Annotated in this window: 20 protein-coding genes and 5 tRNA genes; all 25 read left to right on the top strand. The window is 68.1% G+C overall.

Going from position 1 to position 22,977, the window contains the following annotated elements:
- Positions 1–185, top strand: a 185-nt coding sequence (locus H6A07_RS07785; protein ID WP_204814360.1) for a GreA/GreB family elongation factor, incomplete at its 5' end; no start/stop codon positions are given.
- Between the two features lie 80 nt (positions 186–265).
- Positions 266–2,491, top strand: a complete 2,226-nt coding sequence (gene lysS, locus H6A07_RS07780) for a lysine--tRNA ligase (protein ID WP_204814359.1) — start codon at positions 266–268, stop codon at positions 2,489–2,491.
- 377 nt (positions 2,492–2,868) lie between these two features.
- Positions 2,869–3,981, top strand: coding sequence for a hypothetical protein (locus H6A07_RS07775; protein WP_204814358.1), 1,113 nt, complete (start codon positions 2,869–2,871; stop codon positions 3,979–3,981).
- A 302-nt stretch (positions 3,982–4,283) separates the two neighbouring features.
- Positions 4,284–6,866 (top strand): ATP-dependent Clp protease ATP-binding subunit, encoded by a 2,583-nt coding sequence (locus tag H6A07_RS07770; RefSeq protein ID WP_204814357.1) that lies wholly within the window; start codon positions 4,284–4,286, stop codon positions 6,864–6,866.
- Between the two features lie 85 nt (positions 6,867–6,951).
- Positions 6,952–8,028, top strand: a complete 1,077-nt coding sequence (disA, locus tag H6A07_RS07765) for a DNA integrity scanning diadenylate cyclase DisA (RefSeq protein ID WP_204814356.1) — start codon at positions 6,952–6,954, stop codon at positions 8,026–8,028.
- Positions 8,028–8,792 carry a 2-C-methyl-D-erythritol 4-phosphate cytidylyltransferase gene (gene ispD / locus H6A07_RS07760; protein WP_204814355.1) on the top strand — a complete coding sequence of 255 codons (765 nt, stop codon included), beginning with the start codon at positions 8,028–8,030 and terminating at the stop codon, positions 8,790–8,792. Before disA ends, ispD begins: the two co-directional genes overlap by 1 nt.
- A 45-nt stretch (positions 8,793–8,837) precedes the next feature.
- Positions 8,838–9,320: a 2-C-methyl-D-erythritol 2,4-cyclodiphosphate synthase gene (ispF, locus tag H6A07_RS07755; protein WP_204814354.1), complete on the top strand. Its 483-nt coding sequence runs from the start codon at positions 8,838–8,840 to the stop codon at positions 9,318–9,320.
- A 124-nt stretch (positions 9,321–9,444) separates the two neighbouring features.
- Positions 9,445–9,981, top strand: a complete 537-nt coding sequence (locus tag H6A07_RS07750; RefSeq protein WP_204814353.1) for a zinc ribbon domain-containing protein — start codon at positions 9,445–9,447, stop codon at positions 9,979–9,981.
- Positions 9,982–10,058: 77 nt separating this feature from the next.
- A complete protein-coding gene (gene cysS / locus H6A07_RS07745) occupies positions 10,059–11,537 on the top strand; it encodes a cysteine--tRNA ligase (protein ID WP_204814352.1) in 1,479 nt (492 codons plus the stop codon).
- Between the two features lie 6 nt (positions 11,538–11,543).
- Positions 11,544–12,455 (top strand): 23S rRNA (guanosine(2251)-2'-O)-methyltransferase RlmB, encoded by a 912-nt coding sequence (gene rlmB, locus H6A07_RS07740; RefSeq protein WP_204814351.1) that lies wholly within the window; start codon positions 11,544–11,546, stop codon positions 12,453–12,455.
- Positions 12,448–12,987, top strand: a complete 540-nt coding sequence (locus H6A07_RS07735; protein ID WP_204814350.1) for an NYN domain-containing protein — start codon at positions 12,448–12,450, stop codon at positions 12,985–12,987. The genes rlmB and H6A07_RS07735 overlap by 8 nt, the downstream gene beginning before the upstream one ends.
- Positions 12,988–13,239: 252 nt before the next feature.
- A tRNA-Thr gene (locus tag H6A07_RS07730) sits at positions 13,240–13,314 on the top strand.
- 196 nt (positions 13,315–13,510) lie between these two features.
- Positions 13,511–13,594 (top strand) — tRNA-Tyr (locus H6A07_RS07725).
- Between the two features lie 3 nt (positions 13,595–13,597).
- Positions 13,598–13,673, top strand: a tRNA-Thr gene (locus H6A07_RS07720).
- 28 nt (positions 13,674–13,701) lie between these two features.
- A tRNA-Met gene (locus tag H6A07_RS07715) sits at positions 13,702–13,778 on the top strand.
- A 90-nt stretch (positions 13,779–13,868) separates the two neighbouring features.
- The gene (gene tuf / locus H6A07_RS07710) at positions 13,869–15,074 is read left to right on the top strand and encodes an elongation factor Tu (protein ID WP_204814349.1); all 1,206 of its coding nucleotides are present in this window, start codon (positions 13,869–13,871) and stop codon (positions 15,072–15,074) included.
- A gap of 210 nt (positions 15,075–15,284) precedes the next feature.
- Positions 15,285–15,434, top strand: coding sequence for a 50S ribosomal protein L33 (gene rpmG, locus H6A07_RS07705; protein ID WP_075575821.1), 150 nt, complete (start codon positions 15,285–15,287; stop codon positions 15,432–15,434).
- Positions 15,435–15,452: 18 nt separating this feature from the next.
- Positions 15,453–15,528 (top strand) — tRNA-Trp (locus tag H6A07_RS07700).
- 70 nt (positions 15,529–15,598) lie between these two features.
- Entirely contained in the window at positions 15,599–15,997 is a 399-nt protein-coding gene (gene secE, locus H6A07_RS07695) for a preprotein translocase subunit SecE (protein WP_204814348.1), read from the top strand.
- Positions 15,998–15,999: 2 nt separating this feature from the next.
- On the top strand, positions 16,000–16,548 hold the full coding sequence (nusG, locus tag H6A07_RS07690; protein WP_204814347.1) for a transcription termination/antitermination protein NusG: 549 nt from the start codon (positions 16,000–16,002) through the stop codon (positions 16,546–16,548).
- Positions 16,549–16,642: 94 nt separating this feature from the next.
- A complete protein-coding gene (gene rplK, locus H6A07_RS07685; RefSeq protein ID WP_204814346.1) occupies positions 16,643–17,071 on the top strand; it encodes a 50S ribosomal protein L11 in 429 nt (142 codons plus the stop codon).
- 122 nt (positions 17,072–17,193) lie between these two features.
- The gene (rplA, locus tag H6A07_RS07680) at positions 17,194–17,901 is read left to right on the top strand and encodes a 50S ribosomal protein L1 (protein ID WP_204814345.1); all 708 of its coding nucleotides are present in this window, start codon (positions 17,194–17,196) and stop codon (positions 17,899–17,901) included.
- Positions 17,902–18,166: 265 nt separating this feature from the next.
- On the top strand, positions 18,167–18,688 hold the full coding sequence (rplJ, locus tag H6A07_RS07675) for a 50S ribosomal protein L10 (protein ID WP_204814344.1): 522 nt from the start codon (positions 18,167–18,169) through the stop codon (positions 18,686–18,688).
- A gap of 73 nt (positions 18,689–18,761) precedes the next feature.
- Positions 18,762–19,145 carry a 50S ribosomal protein L7/L12 gene (gene rplL, locus H6A07_RS07670; protein WP_204814343.1) on the top strand — a complete coding sequence of 128 codons (384 nt, stop codon included), beginning with the start codon at positions 18,762–18,764 and terminating at the stop codon, positions 19,143–19,145.
- Positions 19,146–19,494: 349 nt separating this feature from the next.
- On the top strand, positions 19,495–22,974 hold the full coding sequence (rpoB, locus tag H6A07_RS07665; protein ID WP_204814362.1) for a DNA-directed RNA polymerase subunit beta: 3,480 nt from the start codon (positions 19,495–19,497) through the stop codon (positions 22,972–22,974).
- Positions 22,975–22,977 lie beyond the last annotated feature (3 nt).

Genomic DNA, 22,977 nt, shown 5'->3' with positions numbered 1-22,977 from the left:
AGAAGGGCAAGCGGTCTACGTTCAGCATCGTGGGCACCACCGAGACCAACTCCCTCGAGCACCGCATCTCCGTGGAGTCCCCCGTGGGCAAGGCCCTCGTGGGTCACGAGAAGGGCGACAAGATCGAGGTCGTCGCGCCGTCCGGCAAGACGCGGAAGTACACCATCACGGGGATCTCCCGCTAGGCTACTTCCTCACCCAAGCAAGCGTGGCGCCCCGTGTCTGCGGCAAGCAGGTGCGGGGCGCCTTATCTGAAAGGACCCCCATGGCCGACAACGCCACCACCGGCGCCGCAGGCGCCACCACCGACGAGCGGACGATGCGCCGCGCCCGCCGCCAGGCCCTCATCGGCGCCGGCGTGAACCCGTACCCCATCGCCTCCGAGGTCACGGCCCACGCCGCCGAGCTGGACGAGAAGTACGCGGAGCTCGCGGACGGCACCGACACCGAGGACGTGGTGAGCGTCGCCGGCCGCATCCGGGCGCTGCGCAAGCAGGGCAAGGCAGCGTTCGTCGTGGTCGAGGACGTGACGGGCTCCATCCAGCTCTTCTGCCGTCGCGACGTGCTGGGCGACGAGGGCTGGGCGCTTCTCGCCAACCTGGACCTCGGCGACATCGTGGGTGCCGCGGGCACCGTCCTGCGCACCCGCCGCGGCCAGCTCTCCGTCTCGCCGAGCTCGCTCACCGTGCTCTCCAAGGCGCTGCGCCCGCTGCCCGAGAAGTTCCACGGCCTCACCGACCGCGAGGTCCGCTACCGCCAGCGCTACCTCGACCTCATCATGAACCCCGAGGTGCGCGACGTCTTCCGCAAGCGCAGCCGGATCGTCTCCCTCATCCGCCGCTTCATGGAGGCCGACGGCTACATGGAGGTCGAGACGCCGATGATGCACGCCATCCTCGGCGGCGCCAACGCCAAGCCGTTCGTGACGCACTTCAACGCGCTCGACCGCGACTTCTACCTGCGCATCGCCACCGAGCTGCCGCTCAAGCGTTGCATAGTGGGCGGCCTTGAGCGCGTCTTTGAGATCGGCCGCAACTTCCGCAACGAGGGCATGGACCTCACGCACAACCCCGAGTTCACCTCGATGGAGGCCTACTGCGCCTACGGCGACCTTTCCACGATGAAGCGCCTCTCGCAGGACCTCTTCAAGATGATCGCGCGCGAGGTCTGCGGCTGCGAGGAGGGCCACGAGGTCATCACCTACCAGGGGCAAAAGATCGACATGTCCGGCGAGTGGGCCAGCCGCCCGCTCTCCGAGATCGCCTCCGAGTGCGTGGGCGAGCACGTGGACATGGACACGCCGATCGAGCACCTGCGCGAGCTCTGCGAGAAGCACGGCATCGAGGTCCAGCCCAGCTGGGGTGCCGGCAAGCTGCTCTTTGAGCTCTACGACGAGCTGGGCGAGAAGACCATCGTGAACCCCACGTTCGTGTGCGACTATCCCGAGGAGGTCTCCCCGCTCTCCAAGCGCAAGCCCGAGGACCCGCGCCTCACCGACCGCTCTGAGCTGGTCATTGCCGGTCACGAGTACGCCAACGCCTTCTCCGAGCTCAACGACCCGGTGGACCAGGCGGGTCGCTTCGCCGAGCAGGTGGCGGCCAAGGGCCTGGGCGACGACGAGGCCATGGGCTACGACTACGACTACGTGCGCGCGCTCGAGTACGGCATGCCGCCGGCGGGCGGCATCGGCTACGGCATCGACCGCATGGTCATGCTCTTCTGCGACCAGCCGGCGATCCGCGACGTGCTGCTCTTCCCGGCCATGAAGCCGGAGACGGTGACGCGCGCGGACATCCAGGCGCAGGTCGCGGGCGTCGTGACGGACAACACGGCGGCCTCGGTGGACGACATCGCGGCGGACAGCGAGAAGGTCACGGCTGCGGCCGCCGAGAGCCCTGTGGCGCTCGTCGCCGGGATTGACCGCGACGCCGCGCTCGCGCTTCTCGCCGAGCACAACCACGAGGAGTTCCACATCGAGCACGGTGAGACCGTGGGCGGCGTGATGCGCGTCTTCGCCGATGAGATGGACCCCGACAACGCCGACTTCTGGGAGGTCGTGGGCATCCTGCACGACCTCGACTGGGAGGAGCATGCCGACGACCCCGTGGGCCACACCACCTATGCGGCGGAGCTCATCCGCGCGGCGGGCGGCTCCGAGGAGCTGATTCGCGCGATCCAGTCGCACAACTCGATGAACAACCCCGACCTGCCGGCGCCCGAGCTCCCCATGGAGAAGGTCCTCTTTGCCGTGGATGAGCTCACGGGCCTCATCGGCGCGGCCGTGATCATGCGCCCGAGCAAGTCCGTCATGGATTTCGAGGTGAAGTCGCTCAAGAAGAAGTTCAAGGACAAGCGCTTCGCCGCCGGCTGCAACCGCGACGTCATCCGGCAGGGCGCCGAGCTCTGCGGCTGGGAGCTCGACGAGCTCTTCTCGCGCACGATCGACGCGATGAAGGCCATCGCCCCCGACCGCGACACGTTCGGGAAGTAGGACGCATTCCTCACGTCTGTCTCACGGCGGCCGGCACTCATAAGTGTCGGCCGTCAATCTGTCTTGAGCAGACACTTGCGCACAAAACGCAAGAAGCCGCCGGCATTCCTCTGCATAATCCGTCAACTAAGCCGACACTCCGTGCGGGCACTCACGAGTGCGTCCCCTCATGTCCCTCGTGGAGAATTCGTGTCGCCGTCACGTCTCGCCCTGATGCGTTGCTCGCGCTTGTCGCATGAGGTCACGTCCTCTGACCAGCCCCTCCCCGTTGCGTCGAGCCCGTCCGTCAGCCTCGTGGAAGCTTGCTGCGAGCCAGCGGAAGTCTGGTGAAAGCGCCCCAGCCTAGTCTCTTGTCCCACCACGTCGAAAGGGGCACCATGGGACAGGACGTCTTCCTTGCCGGACGGCACTCGCTCCAGCTTACCCGCGCCGCTCGCCGCGATCCGGCCCTGCTGCTCGTCCCTGCCCCCGACGAGCATCTGCGAACGGACCAGACCGCGATTGACCTGCCGGCGCTTCGGGCGTCGCTGCCCGACATCCTTCTTCCGGTCGCTCCGGGCGCGCCGCTCGAGATGACGTTCTTCTCGCGCGAGGCGAGAAGCGAGTCTGCGCTCGTGCGGTCGCGCTGTCTGCTCGCAAGGCTGCCGAGCGCGTCCTTTCTCGAAGTGGTTCACGCGGACGGCAGCCCGTGGGACTACGCGGGGGAGGGCGCGCTGCGCCTGTTCGTGGAGTCCCCCGCGCTGAATCTCATCAGAATGTGCCAGCGGCTTGACGCCCTGGTCCGTCACGGGGCGCTCTCCCCCAACGCCGCGTTCTTCCGGTTGCTCACCTTCCCCATGGAGGCGTGCGGCTCCTACGCGCGCGATCCGAGCGACCCGGCGTTCGGGGCCTGCGCCTTCGAGCTGCCGGCGCTCTGTCGCGCCGACGACCTGGGCGCGTTTCTGAGCGAAGCGACGGGGATCAAGGGACTCCGTCAGGCTCGTCACGTGGCGGCGCTCGTCCAGGACGGGGCGGGCTCTCCGGAGGAGACGCTCCTCTCGTTTGCCTTCAAGCTTTCGCCCGAGCTCGGCGGCATAGAGGCGCCGCCCTTCTCGGAGAACGAGCCGATCGAGTGGCCGAGCGACGTGCTCCACCTTATTGAGCACCGCCGAATGCGCCCCGACTTCCACTGGGCGCGCCATCGGACCGCGTCGGAGTACAACGGCAGGGAACACGTCAGCGAGGAGGCGTTCGAGGAGGACCAGCGGCGCGTCCGCGATTACCAGACCTGCGGGATCTCGGTCTTTCCGGCGAGCTATAAGAACGTGAGCACCCTGGCGGCGCTGAACGCCTACCTTGCGCGCGTCGCGCACGCGCTGGCGCAGACCGAGGGCGCGGAGTTCGAGGCTCGGGTGCGTCGGACGCTCGCGGACGAGGGCGCGAGCTTCATGCGGCGCGTTCTTCTCAGCCAGATGCTACCTGCCGTTCCGAGCGAGAAGCCCGACTGGTAGGGGGAGCCCCAGGCGGTCGTGTTTCTCGCCCGCGCCAGGCCGCACATATGAGTGCCGGCTTGGTTGACACCTTATCCACGGGAGTGTCGGCGCTCTCTCGCACTTTGGCGCGGAGTGCGGGCTCTGTTACGCTCAAGAGCCGACACTCATGAGTGCGGGCGAGAAGAACGCGCTCGCTGCGGGCGAGAAGGGCATGGCGGCTCTCGCCCCAGGAGAGACGCGACGTCGCTTAGCGCGTTTGCGCGCACGGCGCCGTGGGTACAAACTAGTACCGTGAGACCACCGTGCGGAAGGACGCACCCATGTTCGAGAAGTTCACCGACAAGGCGCGCAAGGTGATGAGCCTCGCCCAGGACGAGGCCCGCAACCTCGGCCAGATGTACGTCGGCACCGAGCACCTGCTGCTCGCCCTCATGCGCGAGGGCGAGGGCGTGGCCGCCCAGGCGCTGGCCAAGCTCGACGTCACCTACGACGAGACGCTCGCCACCGTGCGCAGCCTTACCACCAGCGAGAACGAGCCCGTGCCCGGGGGCCACATCCCCTTCACGCCGCGCGCCAAGCGCGTGCTCGAGGGCGCCTACCGCGAGACGATGACCCACGGCCAGACCTACATCGCCACCGAGCACCTGCTGCTCGGCATCGTCGCCGAGGGCAACGGCCGCGCGATGGACGCCCTGCGCCAGATGGGCGTCTCCGGCGACGCGGTCCGCAACGCCGTGAACGAGCTCGCCGGCAAGAGCGCCGAGACCGCCTCGCAGCAGCCTGCCACCGCCGACGTGCGCATGGCCGGCTTCGGCGGGCCGTCCCAGCAGGGCGAGGAGGGCTCGGTCCTGGAGCAGTACGGCCGCAACCTCACCAAGCTCGCGGCGGACGGCAAGCTCGACCCCGTGATCGGCCGCGACCGGGAGATCGAGCGCGTCATGCAGGTCCTCGCGCGCCGCCAGAAGAACAACCCGCTCATCCTCGGTGACCCGGGCGTGGGCAAGACCGCGATCGTCGAGGGCCTCGCCCAGCTCATCGCCTCGGGCAACGTCCCGGACATCCTGCGCGGCAAGCAGGTCTGGACGCTCGACCTCGCGAGCCTCGTCGCCGGCTCCAAGTATCGCGGCGAGTTCGAGGAGCGCATGAAGAAGGTCGTGGCGGAGCTCGAGGCCTCCGAGGACGACGTCCTCTTCATCGACGAGATTCACACCGTCATCGGCGCGGGCTCGGCCGAGGGCTCGATCGACGCCGCCTCTATCCTCAAGCCGCCCCTCTCGCGCGGTGAGATCCAGGTCATCGGCGCCACCACGGCCGAGGAGTTCCGCAAGCACGTCGAGAAGGACACCGCCTTCGAGCGCCGCTTCCAGCCGGTCAACATTGGCGAGCCCAGCCCCGAGGACACGATCAAGATCATCGAGGGCCTGAAGGACCGCTACGAGAAGCACCACCACGTCCGCTACACCGACGCCGCGATTCTCGCCGCCGTGACCCTCTCGAGCCGCTACGTGCAGGACCGCTTCCTGCCCGACAAGGCCATCGACGTGCTCGACGAGGCCGGCGCGCGCACGCGCGTTCACAAGATGGCGCTCCCGCCCGAGATTGCCCAGGTCGACGCCGAGCTCGCCCGCGTGTGCGAGGAGAAGTCCGCCGCCGCGGCCGCTCAGGAGTTCGAGGACGCCGCCCGCCTGCGCGACGAGGAGAAGTCGCTCGTGGCCCGCCGCGACGAGCTCGAGCACGCCTGGCGCGAGGAGCTCGCGGCCAACGTGGTCACGGTCGACGAGCAGGACATCGCGGACGTGGTCTCCTCCATGACCGGCGTGCCCGTCTCCAACCTCACCGAGGCCGAGGCCTCCAAGCTCCTGCGCTGCGAGGACGTGCTGCACCAGCGCGTCGTCGGCCAGGACGAGGCCGTGACCAAGGTCGCCAAGGCCATCCGCCGCAGCCGCAGCCCCCTCAAGGACCCGCGCCGCCCCGGCGGCTCGTTCATCTTCCTCGGCCCCTCGGGCGTGGGCAAGACCGAGCTCGCCAAGGCGCTCGCCGAGTTCCTCTTTGGCTCCGAGGAGGCGCTCATCAGCTTTGACATGTCCGAGTTCATGGAGAAGCACACCGTCTCCAAGCTCGTCGGCGCGCCCCCGGGCTACGTGGGCTACGACGAGGGCGGCGAGCTCACCAAGGCCGTGCGCCGCCGGCCCTACTCGGTCGTGCTCTTCGACGAGGTGGAGAAGGCGCACCCCGACGTCTTCAACGTCCTGCTCCAGATCCTGGAGGAGGGTCGCCTGACCGACGGCCAGGGTCGCCACGTGGACTTCTCCAACACCGTCATCATCATGACGTCCAACATCGGCGCGCGCGACATCGCGCAGACCACCACGATGGGCTTCTCGGCCCAGGGCGCGTCCGGCCTCTCCGACCAGGAGATCGAGAGCCGCGTCATGACCGAGCTCAAGAAGCACTTCCGCCCGGAGTTTCTGAACCGCGTGGACGAGGTCGTGGTCTTCAAGTCGCTCACCGGCGAGCAGCTGCGCGACATCGTGGAGCTCATGGTGGCCGACCTGCGCGACCGCCTCGTCGCCGAGGGCATGTCCATCGAGCTCACGAACGCCGCGCGCGACCTCGTGGCCAAGCGCGGGGCGGACCCGGTCTACGGCGCCCGCCCGCTGCGCCGGGCGATTCAAACGCTCATTGAGGACCCGCTCTCCGAGGAGCTGCTGCAGGGCCTCTGGCACAAGGGCGAGATCATTCGCGTGGACGAGAAGGACGGCGCGCTCGTCTTCGAGCACGCGGTCGGCGAGATTCCCGCGCCGCGCCGTCGCGAGTCGATGAGCTCGCCCGACCTTCTCGGCCCCACACCCTCCGCCCCGTCAGCGGCTGGCGCCGGCGGCCTGCTGACCGCAGGGGAGTAGGGGGTTGAGAGCCGGCCGGGACCGACCCGGCCGGCGTGCGGACGGCGCTATACTCGTATCGGAGGCAACGACGAGAGGGGCACCCGTGGAAGCCACCCAGCTCGACCCAGCGACCGAGCGCGAGCAGCGCTTCGAGGACGCGATCAGAAAGACCGCGCCCGGCACGCCGCTGCGCACGGCCCTCGACATGATCCTCGCCGGCCACCTCGGCGCGCTCGTCTGCGTCGGCGACACCGAGAACGTCCTCGCCGCCGGCGATGACGGCTTCAAGCTGGACGTCTCCTTCACCGCCAACCGCCTCTTCGAGCTCTGCAAGATGGACGGCGCGGTGGTCATCGACCGCGACCTCACCAAGATCCTGCGCGCCAACTATCACCTCAACCCGGACCCGTCGCTGCCCACCTCCGAGACCGGCACGCGCCACCGCACCGCCGCGCGGATGAGCCTGCTCACCAAGGCGATGGTCATCTCCGTCTCGGAGCGGCGCTCGGTGGTCAACGTCTACGTGGACGGCCGCGGCTACGAGCTCAAGAGCGTGAGCGACCTGCTCTCCACCGTGAACCAGCTCACCGTGGCCATGCAGAACACGCGCAACCAGCTCGACCGCAGCCTGCTGCGCCTCACGAGCCTCGAGCTCGACAACTGCGTCACGCTCGGTGACCTCACGAGCGTCTTCTACCTCTTCGAGGTGCTCCAGTCGGCGGGCCAGGAGCTCGACGCCTGCATCGCGCAGCTCGGGCGCGAGGGCAAGATCGCCCAGATGCAGCGCGAGGAGTACCTCGCGGGCACGGACGAGGCCTACACGCTCATGATCCGCGACTACGCGGCGGACTCCTCGGAGGAGACGGCGCGCACCATCCGCAAGCGCCTGCACGACACCGTGAACACGCAGCTGCGCTCCGCCAAGCTCGTCGCCAAGATCCTCGGCTACACGGACGGGCGCGGCGAGGACTCCATCATGACGCCGCTCGGCCTGCGCACCCTCTCGCGCGTCTCGGTCGTGCGCGACGGCATGGCCGACAAGATCGTCGACGAGTACGGCTCGCTCCAGGAGGTGCTCGAGGCCGTGGACGACGACCCGTCGCGCCTCGGCGAGATCGGCGTTAAGAACCCCGGCGTGCTGGCCAACAGCCTCCACCGCATGTGGGACAAGGGGGAGTGATGGGCGCGCCCGTGCCGGCCCCCTGCCCGTGCGCCGCGCGCGTGGGGGAGGTCGCCCCGGCCGCCGACACCTGCGCGGTCATCGTGGCGGGCGGCTCCGGGGAGCGGTTCGGCGACCCGCGCGGCAAGCAGTTCGTGGACCTCTGCGGCCTGCCGCTCATGGGCTGGTCGGTCATGGCCTTCGACCGCGCGGCGTCCGTCGCGCGCATCGTCGTGGTCTGCGCGCCGGACCGTGCGGAGCAGGTCGAGAAGGACGTCCTCGCGCGGCTCTCCCTCGAGACGCCGGTCGTCCTCGCGCCCTCGGGCGCCACGCGGCAGGACTCCGTGCGCTCGGGCCTGGAGGCCGTCCCGCGCGACCTCGCGCTCGTCGCGGTGCACGACGCTGCGCGCCCGCTCGTCGAGGTCGAGCAGATCGAGGCCGCGTGCGAAGCGGTGCGCGCCGACGAGGCGCTGGCGGGCGCGATTCTCGCCACGAGGTCGGTGGACACGCTCAAGCTGGTGGAGGGCACCACGATCGTGGCCACGCCGGACCGCTCGTTCTACTGGGCCGCGCAGACCCCGCAGGTGTTCCGGCGCCGCGTCCTTCTCGCCGCCCACAAGGCCGCCGCGCACGAGGGCTACCAGGGGACCGACGACGCGTCGCTCGTGGAGCGCACGGGCGGGCGCGTCCGCGTGGTCGAGTCCACGCGCGACAACATCAAGATCACGCTGCCCGAGGACCTCGCCCTGGCCGAGGCCACCCTCGCCCGGCGCCTACTTGCCTAAAAGGGGTCAGACCCCTTTTAGGCAACTTCTGCGGAGGAGGCCAGAATGACGCGCATCGGACACGGCTTTGACGTGCACGCATTCGCCGAAGGGCGCAAGCTGGTCCTGGGCGGCGTCGACGTTCCGTGTGAGCGCGGCCTCGCCGGCCACTCAGACGCGGACGTCGTGGCGCACGCGCTCATGGACGCCGTGCTCGGCGCCCTGCGCGAGGGCGACATCGGCAAGCTCTTCCCGGACACCGACCCCGCCTACGAGGGCGCGGACTCGCTCGCGCTCATGCGCCGCGTGGCGGAGCTCGCCCGTGCGCGCGGCTGGCGCGTCGCGGACGCGGACTGCACCATCGCCGCCCAGGCCCCCAAGCTCGCCCCCTACCGCGACGAGATGCGCGCCAACATGGCCGCCGCGCTCGGCGTCCCCACGGACGCCGTGGGCGTGAAGGCCACCACCACCGAGCGCCTCGGCTTCGTGGGCCGCGAGGAGGGCATCGCCGCCTGGGCCGTCGTCCTGCTGGAGCGCGCGGGCGCATAGTTCTTTTCGTCACGCACCGGCACTTCTCGCCGCCGCCCCGATGCCGGCCGGCGGACGCCTCCCGATTTGCGGGCTTTCTGGCTGCTAGCATGAGAGGCGCCGAAACGCGAGAGGGGAGACGCCGATGTTCTGCCAAAACTGTGGTGCCCAGCTTCCGGACGACGCGCGGTTCTGCAGGGAGTGCGGCGCGCCGACGGCCTCCCTCGCCCCGGCCGCTCCCGTGCAGCCCGCACCGTCCCCGGTCGCAATCGCCCCGTCGGCGGACCCGGAGGAGGACGCGCTCTTCTCGCTGCCCCTGGGCGTGATGACCACCCAGCCTTCGGCGCGCGGGAAGCGTTCCAACATCGTCGTCGCGCCCCGGGGAGACACCCTGCGGGCCGTGGCCGCCTTCGAGTCCGTGCTCTCGACGGCGGGCTTCAAGCGGACCGACTACCGGGGCGAGCCGATCTGGAAGAAGGGCGTCGGCGCGATGACGGCCATGCAGTACGTGCGCCTGCGCACGCGCGGCGACCTGATCGGGGTCTCGGCCTGGGTCATGGTGGGCCTGGGCAGCGCGGACATCCACGAGATGCCGCTCACGGGCCTTGTCGCCGGCATCCCCAAGAAGTCGCTCGAGAGCACCGTCAAGGCGGGAATCAACGCCGTGGAGGCCTGCGCCTAGGGTGCGTCGCAGGCGAGATGCGTCCGGCCCGCGCGCTATACTGGCATGACCAACCAACGGACAGCCAAGGAGCGCCCATGCTCGTCTACAACAGCCAGACGCACAAGAAGGAGGAGCTCGTCCCCATCGAGGACGGCAAGATCCGGATGTACGTCTGCGGCCCCACGGTCTACGACCAGATCCACATCGGCAACGCGCGCACGTTCCTCGCGTTCGACGTGATCCGCCGCTACCTCATGTACAAGGGCTACCAGGTCACCTTTGCCCAGAACCTCACCGACGTGGACGACAAGATCATCAACCGCGCCAACGAGACCGGCCGCACGGCCGCCGAGGTCGCCGAGGAGTGCTCCAACGCCTTCATCGAGCAGATGCACCGCTTCGGCGTGCTGGACCCGGACATCCGCCCGCGCGCCACGCACGAGATCGAGGCCATGCAGGAGATGATCCAGCGCCTCATCGAGCGCGGCGTGGCCTACCCCGTGCCCTCCGGCGACGTCTACTTCTCCGTCCGTGCGGACAAGAGCTACGGCATCCTCTCCGGGCGCAGCCTGGACCAGATGCGTGCCGGCGAGCGCGTGGAGGTCAACGACGAGAAGCGCGACCCCTTCGACTTTGCCCTCTGGAAGGCCGCCAAGCCCGGCGAGCCCAGCTGGCCCAGCCCCTGGGGCGACGGTCGCCCCGGCTGGCACACCGAGTGCTGCGCGATGATCCACCGCTACCTGGGCACGCCGATCGACATCCACGGCGGCGGCGCCGACCTCATCTTCCCGCACCACGAGAACGAGACCGCCCAGGCCATGTGCGCCTGGGACTCCGCGCTCGCCAACACCTGGATGCACACCGGGATGCTGCGCGTGGACGGCGAGAAGATGTCCAAGAGCCTCGGCAACTTCTACACGCTCAAGGAGGTGCTCGACAAGTACCCCGCCGACGCCGTGCGCCTGCTCATGCTGCAGACCCACTACCGCGCGCCGCTGGACTTCTCCTTCGAGCGCCTGGAGGGCGTGGCCGGCACGCTCGAGCGCCTGCAGACCTGCGTGCGCAACCTCCGCTGGGCCGCCGAGCGCTCCCCGCAGGACGGCGAGCTCAACGACGCGGACCGCGCTCTCGGCACGCAGATTGACGCCGCGCGTGAGGAGTTCTGCCGCCAGATGGACGACGACTTCAACACCGCCGGCGGCCTTGCCGCGATCTTCTCGCTCGTGACCGCCGCCAACACCTACCTGGCCGATGCCGCAGACGACACCTCCACGGCCGTCTGCCTGCGCGCCGCCGACATGCTCTCCGAGCTGGCGGACGTCATGGGCATCAGCCTCTCGCGCTCCGCCGGGGACGACGACCTGCCCGCCGGCCTCGTGGACCTCGCGCGCGAGCAGGCCGGCTACGAGGGCTCGTCCGCTGCGGAGGCGGCCGAGGTCCTTCTCGCCGCGCGCCAGCGGGCCCGTGCTGAGAAGAACTGGGGGGTCGCCGACGCCATCCGCGACGGCATCACCGCGCTCGGCCTCGTGGTCGAGGACACCGCCGCCGGCGCCCGCCTGCACCGCAAGGAGTAGGCGACCATGGCAAAGAACCAGTCTCGCACGCCGGGGCGCGACGTCCGGGGCGGCAAGGGCAAGGGGGGCCGCCCCTTCCGCCCGGCCCAGGGCAAGGGCCCGCGCGGCGAGAAGAACCGTCCGCCTGCGGCCCGCCCGGGCGCCGCGCGCCGCGGCCCGCAGGACCGTACGGACTTGATCGAGGGCCGGCGCGCCGTCGAGGAGGCGCTGGCCTGCGGGATGCCGCTGCGCTCGGCGCTCGTGCAGGAGCGCTCCGGCGAGCGCGACCAGGCGCTCGAGCGGATTGCCGCCCGGCTTGACGAGGCCGGCGTGCCGGTGGAGCGCGTGCCGCGCGGCCGGCTCGACGCGCTCTCCAGCCATGGCGCCCACCAGGGCGTCGTCGTGCGGACGCGGCCCTTCGCCTACGCCGAGCTCGCGGACGTGATCGCGGCGGCGGGGGAGGGCCCGGCGCTCGTGGTGGTGCTCGACCACGTGACCGACCAGGGCAACTTCGGCGCCATCGTGCGCACGGCCGAGGTCGTGGGCGCGGCGGGCGTCGTCGTGGCCAAGGCGCGCGCGGCCTCGGTGGGCGTGGGCGCGTACAAGACCTCCGCCGGCGCCGTCATGCACCTGCCGATCGCGCAGGTGCCCAACCTGGCGCGCGCGATCGACGAGCTCAAGGCCGCCGGCTTCTGGGCCTGTGCGGCCACCGAGCACGCAGCCGAGGACGTCTGGCACGCCCCCATGGGCGGGCGTCTGGCGCTCGTAATGGGCTCGGAGGGCGAGGGCATCTCACGCCTGGTGGCCGAGAAGTGCGACTTTGCCTGCAAGCTCCCGCAGCGCGGGCGCGTGGAGTCGCTCAACGTGGCCCAGGCCACGACCGTGCTCTGCTACGAGTGGCTGCGCCGCGTCGAGTGTGGCGGCGAGGCCGATGCCTAGGGCGGCCTCCTCGCGCGAGCTGCTCGTGGTGGACGGTTACAACGTCATCTACAAGTCCGCGCGCTACCTCGCGCGGATGGATCAGACCGCAGAGGGAGACCCCTTCGAGCAGGCGCGCGACCTGCTCGTCGCCGATGTGGCCGCCTACGCCAAGGGCCGCTACGAGCCCGTGATCGTCTTCGACGCGGCGGGCAACGTCTCCCCGGAGCGCCCCGACCTCTCCAAGGCCGGCGTGCGCCTGGTCTTCTCGCCCGCCGGCGAGTCGGCCGACACCGTGATCGAGCGCCTGGTTACCGAGGCGCGTCTCGCGCCGCAAGCCGTGACGGTGGTCACCTCGGACAACACCATCAGGGCCACGGTGGGTGGCATCCCCGTGACGCGCGTCTCGAGCGACGTGCTCGTGACCAACATGGACGCGCTGGACGCCGAGTACCGCCAGGCCAACGCCGAGCGCCAGACCCAGCACATGCGCCTCGAGGACCGCATCGACCCGGCGGCGCGCGAGAAGCTCTGGCGCCTTCTGCGCGGCTAGGGCAGCACGGCCCTTCTCGCCCGCGCTCCCTCTCAGCCGGCACTCATGAGTGTCGGCTGAACTGATGTCCTGAGCCGGCACTCCTTGTCAAACACCAAGAGGTGGCCGACACTCCTGCCCATAACTAGTCAACTAGGCCGGCACTCCGCGCCGACACATATGAGTGTCGGCTCCCTATCGTAGGGGTGCGTGCGCCGGGCGAAAAGAACGCGCTTCTCGCCGTCCGCCGGACCCGCTATCATGGACGAACACGCCGGCATGGCTCAATGGCAGAGCAACGGTTTTGTAAACCGTGGGTTGGGGGTTCGACTCCCTCTGCCGGCTCCAGGAACCCTTCGCGGGGTCGCGGCGTCGTCGCGGCCCCGCGTTCTTGTCGGCGCCCCCTTCCACCTGCGGATGTGTGCGCCTCGTGAGGATGGATACGCCCGGCCACGGGGTATATGTTGACAAGATTTTTCCCGCGTCGTAATCTATCTCCCGCTTGCAGGGGAGAACGCGCCCTGCGGGTGGCTGAAAACGGAATGGGGATGTGGCACAGCGGCAACTGCGGCGGACTGTAAATCCGCTCCCTCTGGGTTCCTTGGTTCGAGTCCAAGCATCCCCACCATCCGCCCGTGTAGCTCAGTCGGTAGAGCACTTCGTTGGTAACGAAGAGGTCACCGGTTCAAATCCGGTCGCGGGCTCCATCTTCCGCCTTTCAGTCGCACGGCACTTGCCGGTGTAGCTCAGTTGGTTAGAGCACGCGGCTCATACCCGCGATGTCACTGGTTCGAGTCCAGTCACCGGTACCAGAGCTCAAGGCGGCGCCTCGGCGCCGCTTGGCATAAGTACGCAGTTTGTTTGGATTGGCCGCAAGGCCGGTTCCAGAAGGAGGATGGCACATGGCCAAGGAGAAGTTCGATCGTTCCAAGCCGCACGTAAACATCGGTACCATCGGTCACGTCGACCACGGCAAGACCACCCTGACTGCGGCCATCACCAAGGTCCTCTCCGAGACCGAGGGCTGCAAGGCCGACTTCACCGCCTTCGAGAACATCGACAAGGCCCCCGAGGAGCGCCAGCGCGGCATCACCATCAACGTCGCCCACATCGAGTACGAGACCTGGGAGCGCCACTACGCCCACGTCGACTGCCCGGGCCACGCTGACTACATCAAGAACATGATCTCCGGTGCGGCTCAGATGGACGGCGCCATCCTCGTCATCGCCGCCACCGACGGCCCGATGGCCCAGACCCGTGAGCACATCCTGCTCGCCCGTCAGGTCGGCGTGCCCTACATCGTCGTGTTCCTGAACAAGTGCGACATGGTCGACGACGAGGAGCTCATCGACCTCGTTGAGATGGAGACCCGCGACCTCCTGACCGAGTACGACTTCCCCGGCGACGACCTGCCGATCATCCGCGGCTCCGCCCTCGGCGCCCTCAACGGCGAGGAGAAGTGGGTCGAGTCCGTGCGCGAGCTCATGCACACCGTCGACTCCTACATCCCCACGCCGCCGCGTGACAACGACAAGCCGTTCCTGATGGCCATCGAGGACGTCATGACCATCTCCGGCCGCGGCACCGTCGCCACCGGCCGTGTCGAGCGCGGCGAGCTCAAGCTCAACGAGCCGGTCGAGATCATCGGCATCCGCGAGAAGCAGTCCTCTGTCGCCACCGGCATCGAGATGTTCCGCAAGACGATGGACTTCTGCGAGGCCGGCGACAACGTGGGCATCCTGCTCCGTGGCATCAAGCGTGAGGACATCGAGCGCGGCCAGGTCATCTGCAAGCCCGGCTCCGTCACCCCGCACTCCGAGTTCACCGGCGAGATTTACGTCCTCACCAAGGAGGAGGGCGGCCGTCACACGCCGTTCTTCGCCGGCTACCGTCCGCAGTTCTACTTCCGCACCACGGACATCACCGGTGACATCTCCGAGCTTACCGACTCCAACGGCACCAAGGTCGAGATGGCCATGCCGGGCGACCACGTGACCGTGAAGTGCAAGCTCATCCACTCCATCGCCATGGAGCAGGGCGACAAGTTCGCCATCCGCGAGGGCGGCCACACCGTCGGCGACGGCCGCGTCTCCACCATCATCGAGTAGAACTCGCTGATTCGCACCACCGGGGCCCGGCACTCGTGCCGGGCCCCTTTTTCTCCACGAGACGTCGTTCTTCTCGCCTCTGTACGTTTTGTGATGAAAGAGACGAGAAGAGCGCTGCCTTGACAAAACCGGAAGGTGGATGGTAGCGTATACCACCGCGTCACGTTCGAGGGAAACTCCCTCCAACGAGAAGTACTTTCAGGAGGATCAATGCGTACTCTGGTTACCCTCGCGTGCACTGAGTGCAAGCGCCGCAACTACACCACGGACAAGAACAAGTCCAACAACCCCGACCGCATGGAGTTGAAGAAGTACTGCCCGTGGTGCCACAAGCACACGCTCCACAGGGAGACCCGCTAGCAGGTGGGCTTTCCAAACAGGCCAGTAGCTCCAATGGTAGAGCGGCGGTCTCCAAAACCGTTTGTTGAGGGTTCGAGTCCTTCCTGGCCTGCCAGATTTCACCACCGGCTTTCCCTTCGGGGTTAGCCGGTTTCCATGTAAGGCACGTCTTCGAGGGAGAGCCGATGGCGAACAAGGACCGCAACAAGAGGAGCGCCCGCAAGGCCCGCGCCGAGGAGCGCGCCCGCGTCGAGGCCGCCCAGGCAGCCTCCGCCGGCTCTTCGTCCAAGTCCGCCAAGGACGCCCCGAAGGGCGACAAGAAGGTCGAGAAGAAGGCGGAGAAGAAGCCTGAGAAGAAGGCCGCCAAGAAGTCGGACAAGAAGCCCGGCATCTTCCGCCGCTTCCTCAACTACCTCGGTGACGTCCGCTCCGAGATGCGACGCGTCGTGTGGCCGTCCAGAGACGAGCTCAAGAGCTACTCGGTGGCCATCATCGCCATGCTCATCGTCTTTGGCGTCGTCATCTGGCTCGTCGACTCCGGCATCGTCGCCGCGCTCGTCGGCTACACCAGTCTGAGGGGATAGACATGGCTAAGCGCTGGTACGTGATTCACACCTACTCGGGCTACGAGAACAAGGTCAAGGCCGACCTCGAGCACCGCATCGAGACCTACGGCCTCGGCGACCAGATCGTGGACATCCAGATTCCCACGGAGGAGGTCACCGAGATCAAGGAGGGCGGCAAGCGCGAGACCAAGGAGTCCAAGGTCCTGCCGAGCTACGTCCTCGTGCGCATGGAGGGCAACGACGACACGTGGTCCTTCGTCCGCAACACCCCGGGCGTCACGGGCTTCGTGGGCCCCGACGGCAAGCCCTCGCCGCTGCGCCGCAGCGAGTTCGACAAGATCATGCGCCGCACGGGCGTGCGCGGCACCGCGCCGGTCGCGCCCAAGCGCACCTCCACCTCGATCGAGGTCGGCCAGGCCGTGCGCGTGGTCTCCGGCCCGCTGGCGGACTTCGACGGCCAGGTCTCCGAGGTCATGCCCGAGTCCGGCAAGGTCAAGGTCATGCTCATGATCTTCGGCCGCGAGACCCCGGTCGAGCTCACGCTCGAGCAGGTTGCCACGATCGCCTAGTCAGCACGGAACCTCCGCCCGCCCGAATCGGTGAGGATTGCTTCTCGGGTGCGGCGCGGACATAGCAAGCACGTCATCGCTCAAGGAGAGAACCATGGCCAAGAAGAAGGTTGTCCACTTCATCAAGCTTCAGATTCCCGCCGGCGCCGCCAACCCCGCGCCTCCCGTCGGCCCCGCCCTCGGTGCCGCTCAGGTCAACATCATGCAGTTCTGCCAGGCGTTCAACGCCGCCACGCAGGACAAGGCCGGCGACATCATCCCCGTCGAGATCTCGGTCTACGAGGACCGCACGTTCGACTTCGTCTGCAAGACCCCGCCTGCGGCCCAGCTGATCAAGAAGGAGCTCGGCCTCAAGAGCGGCTCCGGCGTGCCCCAGCGCGACAAGGTCGGCCAGCTCACCCAGGAGCAGCTCACCAAGATCGCCGAGATCAAGATGCCGGACCTCAACGCCAACGACATCGAGGCCGCCAAGAAGATCGTCGCCGGCACCGCCCGCTCCATGGGCGTCACCATCGCCGAGTAGCACGCGTACTGTGTGGAAAAGGGACCGTCCCTTTTCCACGTTAGGAATGTGGAAAAGGGGCTGCCCCTTTTCCACACGACGTGGGAGGGCGAGAAGCCCGCTGACCACAGGAGGAACGTAACATGCCCAAGCACGGAAAGAACTACAAGGCCGCTGCCGCCAAGGTCGAGAGCACCAAGCTCTACTCGCCCAAGGCCGCCATGGAGCTCGCCAAGGAGCTCGCCCCCGCCAAGTTCGACGAGACCGTCGAGGTCGCCGTCCGTCTCGGCGTCGACACCCGCAAGGCCGACCAGAACGTCCGCGGCTCGATCGCGCTGCCCCACGGCACCGGCAAGACCGTGCGCGTCGCCGTCTTCGCCGAGGGCGAGAAGGCCCGCGAGGCCGAGGCCGCCGGTGCCGACATCGTGGGCTCCGACGACCTCGTGGCCCAGGTGCAGGCCGGCGAGCTGAACTTCGACGCCGCCATCGCCACGCCCAACATGATGGGCAAGGTCGGCCGCCTCGGCAAGATCCTCGGTCCCCGCGGCCTCATGCCCAACCCCAAGCTCGGCACCGTCACCATGGACGTCGCCAAGATGGTCGGCGAGCTCAAGGCCGGCCGCGTCGAGTACCGCGCCGACCGCTACGGCATCTGCCACGTCCCGATGGGCAAGGTCTCCTTTGACACCGAGAAGCTCGTCGAGAACTACGGCGCGCTGCTCACCGAGCTTCTCCGCGTGAAGCCGTCGAGCGCCAAGGGCAAGTACGTCAAGTCCGTCGTCATCTCCACCACGATGGGCCCTGGCATCAAGGTCGACACCACCCGCACGCGCAACTTCATGGACGACTAGCGCGTTTTTCTCCACCAGCTTGACGGGCTTCTCGCCCCGTGACAGAATGTCGCGTGCGAGACGCTCGTCTCGCGACCGTTTCATCGCATGTCCGCTGCCAGAGACAGCCGGTGCCGCAAGGCTTAAAGGGGAAACCCGCCTGCCGAGGTGGTCTGAGAGATAGCATCCTCGAGGACCCCGTCTGGCACGCCAGAACGGGGTCTTCTCATGCGGAGGCCCGCCCGTCGGCGGCATGCCCGACCGCAGCAAGAGGAGGTGTAACAACATGCCATCCAAGTCCAACGTCGAGATGCTCGAGAAGGTTGCCGGCTCCATCGAGAAGTCCGGCGGCGTCTTTGTCGTCGACTATCGTGGCCTCTCCGTCGCCGAGACGCAGGAGGTCCGTCGCGCCCTGCGCGCGGCCGGTGCTGAGATGAAGGTGTACAAGAACAACATCGTCAAGATCGCTCTTGAGAACGCCGGACTCCCCAACATCGACGAGATGCTCGCCGGCACCTGTGCCTACGTCTTCTACGAGAAGGACCCCGTCGATGCCGCCAAGGTCATCAAGGAGCAGTCCGAGAAGCTCAAGAAGATGGAGTTCGTCGGCGCCATCGCCGACGGCAAGGCCCTCTCCGCCGACGAGGCCAAGGCCTACGCCGACCTGCCCAACCGCGAGCAGCTCATGGGTCAGATCGCTGGCCTCATCAGCGGCTTCGCGCGCGACATCGCCGTGTGCGTCAGCGAGGTGCCGGCGGGTCTCGCCCGCAGCATCAACGCTGTGTCCGAGCAGAAGCAGGCTGCCTAGCACCACCCGCGGCCCACGCCGCATACGCAAACGCAAATCCGCGCGCACCGCGCGGGACCGAAAGGATTGAAACATGGCTAAGCTCACCACCGAGGAGATCGTTGACGCCCTCAAGGAGATGACCCTGCTCGAGGCTTCCGAGCTCGTCAAGGCCATCGAGGAGACCTTCGGCGTCTCCGCCGCCGCCCCCGTCGCCGTGGCCGCCGCCCCCGCCGCCGGCGCCGCTGCCGCCGAGGAGGAGGAGAAGACCAACTTCGACGTCGTGCTCGAGGGCTTCGGCGACAACAAGATCGCCGTCATCAAGGTCGTCCGCGCTCTGACCAGCCTCGGCCTCAAGGAGGCCAAGGAGGTCGTCGAGGGTGCCCCCAAGGCCGTCCTCGAGGGCGCCAAGAAGGAGGACGCCGAGGCCGCCAAGAAGCAGCTCGAGGAGGCCGGCGCCACCGTCACCCTCAAGTAAGTTCGCTTACCTCAGGGTCACAGGCACTGCCGAGGGGTCGGACCTGCGGGTCCGGCCCCTTTTTGCGTGCGGAGGCTCTTCTCGCCCGGCGCTTCTCGTAACGCGTCCCGATAATGAGGCCGCTCACCGAACCTCCACAACAGGGCTGGGCGAGAAGAACGTTTGTGCAGGTAGATACCTTGGAAGGCGACGGCTACTAAAAACGGGCGCGCAAGTCAAGACTTTACGTTGACCGGCCAGGTTGCTTTCGGTAGATTATTACGTTGCGACAATTGCCGCCTTCCACCCTTTTAGAAGGAGGAAAAGCCTGGTGTCTACCGCAAAGACTGCACTTACCAAACCACAGGGCATGACCGGACGCAAGACCTTCAGCAAGATCGCCCCGGCGATGGAGCTGCCCAACCTGATCGACGTTCAGAAGAGCTCCTTCGAGCGCTTCATGGGCGAGGGCCTTGCCGAGTCCTTCTCCGAGTTCTCCCCGATTGAGAACTCGGCCCACACCATGGAGGTCGTCTTTGGCGACCACCAGTTCGGCGACCCGGCCCACACCATCGCCGAGTGCTGCGCCAAGGACATCTCCTACCAGGCACCCCTCTTCGTTGACGTGCGCTTTGTCAACAAGGAGACGGGCGAGATGAAGGAGCAGCTCGTCTTCATGGGCGACTTCCCGCTCATGACCGACCGCGGCACCTTCATCATCAACGGCTCCGAGCGCGTCGTCGTCTCGCAGCTCGTCCGCTCCCCGGGTGTGTACTTCTCGGCCGAGATGGACAACGGCGTCCTCGTGCACAAGGTCCAGTTCATCCCCGCGCGAGGTGCGTGGCTGGAGTTCGAGGTCGACAAGCGCGGCCACCTCGTCGTCTCCATCGACCGCAAGCGTCGCCAGTCCGCGATGGTCTTCCTGCGCGCCCTCGGCATCGCCGAGAGCGACGACGAGATCTACGCCCTGCTCGGCGACTCCGACGTCGTCCGCAACACCCTCGAGCGCGACGCCTCCACCACCCGTGAGGCCGCCCTGCGCGAGATCTACCAGCGCCAGCGCCCCGGCGAGCCCGCCACGGCCGACGCCGGCCGGCTGCTCCTCGACGGCCTCTACTTCAACGCCCAGCGCTACGACCTGGCGCGCGTGGGCCGCTACAAGATCAACAAGAAGCTCGAGCTCGCGTCCGAGGAGGAGAGCCGCGTCCTCACCAACGAGGACATCGTCGAGGCCATCCGCTACCTGCTGGCGCTGCACGCCGGCGACGACACCAAGCGCGTCGACGACATCGACCACTTCGGCAACCGTCGCGTCCGCACCGTGGGCGAGCTTGTCCAGAACCAGTTCCGCATCGGCATGAGCCGCATGGAGCGCGTGGTCCGCGAGCGCATGGCCTCCCAGGACGCCGACGACATCACGCCGCAGAGCCTGATCAACATCCGCCCGATCGTGGCGGCCATCAAGGAGTTCTTCGGCTCCTCGCAGCTCTCGCAGTTCATGGACCAGGCCAACCCCCTCTCCGGCCTCACGCACAAGCGCCGTCTCTCCGCGCTCGGCCCGGGCGGCCTCGCCGGCCACAAGTCCGGCTCCAGCCGTCGCACCAACGTGCCGACGGCCGTCCGCGACGTCCACAACTCGCACTACTCCCGCATGTGCCCGATCGAGACCCCCGAGGGCCCCAACATCGGTCTGATCGGCTCGCTCGCGCTCTACGCGCGCGTCAACGAGTACGGCTTCATCGAGGCGCCGTACCGCCGCGTCGTGGACGGCAAGGTCACCGACGAGATCCACTGGATGACCGCCGACGAGGAGGAGTCCCACAACATCGCGCCGGCCAACACGCCGTTCGACCCCAAGACCGGCGAGTTCGTGGAGGTCGACTCCAAGGGCAACGTCACGCGCCCCGAGCGCGTCATCGCGCGCACCCGCGACTTCGACGGCTCCTTCGGCGCGCCCGCGCAGGTGGCCGTCGAGGACGTCGACTACATGGACGTCTCCCCGCGCCAGCTGCTCTCCGTGGCCGCCAACCTCATCCCGTTCCTCGAGCATGACGACGCCAAGCGTACCCTCATGGGCGCCAACATGCAGCGCCAGGCCGTGCCCCTGATCAAGGCGCACGCGCCGTTCGTGGGCACCGGCATGGAGGAGCGCGCCGCGCTCGACTCCGGCGAGCTCATCCGCGCCGCGCATGCCGGCACCGTCACCGAGGTCGACGCCGCCCACGTGGTCGTCTACTCCGACGAGCACGGCTCCGAGCGCTACGACCTGCCCAAGTACGAGCGCTCCAACCAGTCCACCTGCATCAACCACCGTCCGATCGTGCACGCGGGCGAGAAGGTCGAGGCGGGCCAGCCGCTCGCCGACGGCACCTCGATCGACCACTGCGAGCTCGCCCTCGGCGCCAACCTGACCGTGGCCTACATGCCGTGGGAGGGCTTCAACTACGAGGACGGCATCATCGTCTCCGAGCGCGTGGTCCAGGAGGACCTCCTCACCTCGGTGAGCATCTCCCGCCACGAGATCGACGCCCGCGACACCAAGCTCGGCTCCGAGGAGATCACCCGCGAGATCCCCAACCTCTCCGAGGACATGCTCGCCAACCTGGACGACGACGGCATCATCCGCATCGGCGCCGAGGTCGGCCCCGGCGACATCCTCGTCGGCAAGGTCACGCCCAAGGGCGAGACGGCCCTCACCGCCGAGGAGCGCCTCCTGCGCGCCATCTTCGGCGCCAAGGCCCACGACGTGCGCGACACCTCCCTCAAGATGCCGCACGGCGCCTACGGCCGCGTCGTCGACGTGGTCCGCTTCTCGCGCGAGGCCGGCGACGACCTCCCGCCGGGAGTCAACGAGCTCGTCCGCGTCTTCGTGGCGCAGCGCCGCAAGATCCAGCAGGGCGACAAGATCGCCGGCCGCCACGGCAACAAGGGCGTCGTCTGCAACGTCCTGCCCGTCGAGGACATGCCCTACATGGCCGACGGCACGCCCGTCGACGTCCTTCTCGACCCGCTGGGCGTCCCCTCCCGTATGAACGTGGGCCAGCTGCTGGAGTGCCACCTCGGCTGGGGTGCCGCGCACGGCTGGGACGACGAGTCCACCGAGTCCGAGCGCTACGTGCCCGGCCCCATCCCCGTGGCCACGCCGGTCTTTGACGGCGCCACCGACGAGGAGGTCGCGGAGGTCCTGCGTCGCACCAACATCAACATGATGAACAAGGCCAAGCTCGACTACGGCGACCACATGCGCGAGGAGTTCGTCCCGCAGCTCAACGAGCTCGGCAAGACGACCCTCTACGACGGCCGCACCGGCGAGGCCTTCAAGAGCCCGATCACCGTGGGCACGAGCTACATCCTCAAGCTCGGCCACATGGTGGACGACAAGATCCACGCGCGCTCGACCGGCCCCTACAGCCTCGTCACCCAGCAGCCGCTCGGCGGCAAGGCCCAGTTCGGCGGCCAGCGCTTCGGCGAGATGGAGGTGTGGGCCCTCTACGCCTACGGCGCGGCCAACGTCCTCCAGGAGATCCTCACCGTCAAGTCCGACGACACCAACGGCCGCGTCAAGACCTACGAGTCCATCGTCAAGGGCGAGAACGTGCCGTCCGCCGGCATCCCCGAGTCCTTCAAGGTCCTCGTCAAGGAGATCCGCTCCCTGGCCCTGGACATCGAGCCGATCTCCTACCAGAAGCGCGCCGAGCGCGCGGCGCAGGACCGCGCCGAGGCGGCCGAGAGCGCCGTTGACGTCTTCGCCGACATGTCCGACGCCGACGACCTCGTCCGCGGCCTGGGCGACCTCGAGGCCGAGGACGCCCCCGCCCTCGTCGGTGACGCGAACAGCGATAAGGAGTAGCAA

The sequence above is a fragment of the Olsenella uli genome (assembly GCF_016899935.1).
GTDB classification, from domain to species: domain Bacteria; phylum Actinomycetota; class Coriobacteriia; order Coriobacteriales; family Atopobiaceae; genus Thermophilibacter; species Thermophilibacter uli_B.
This window is presented reverse-complemented; position numbering and strand designations above follow the sequence as displayed.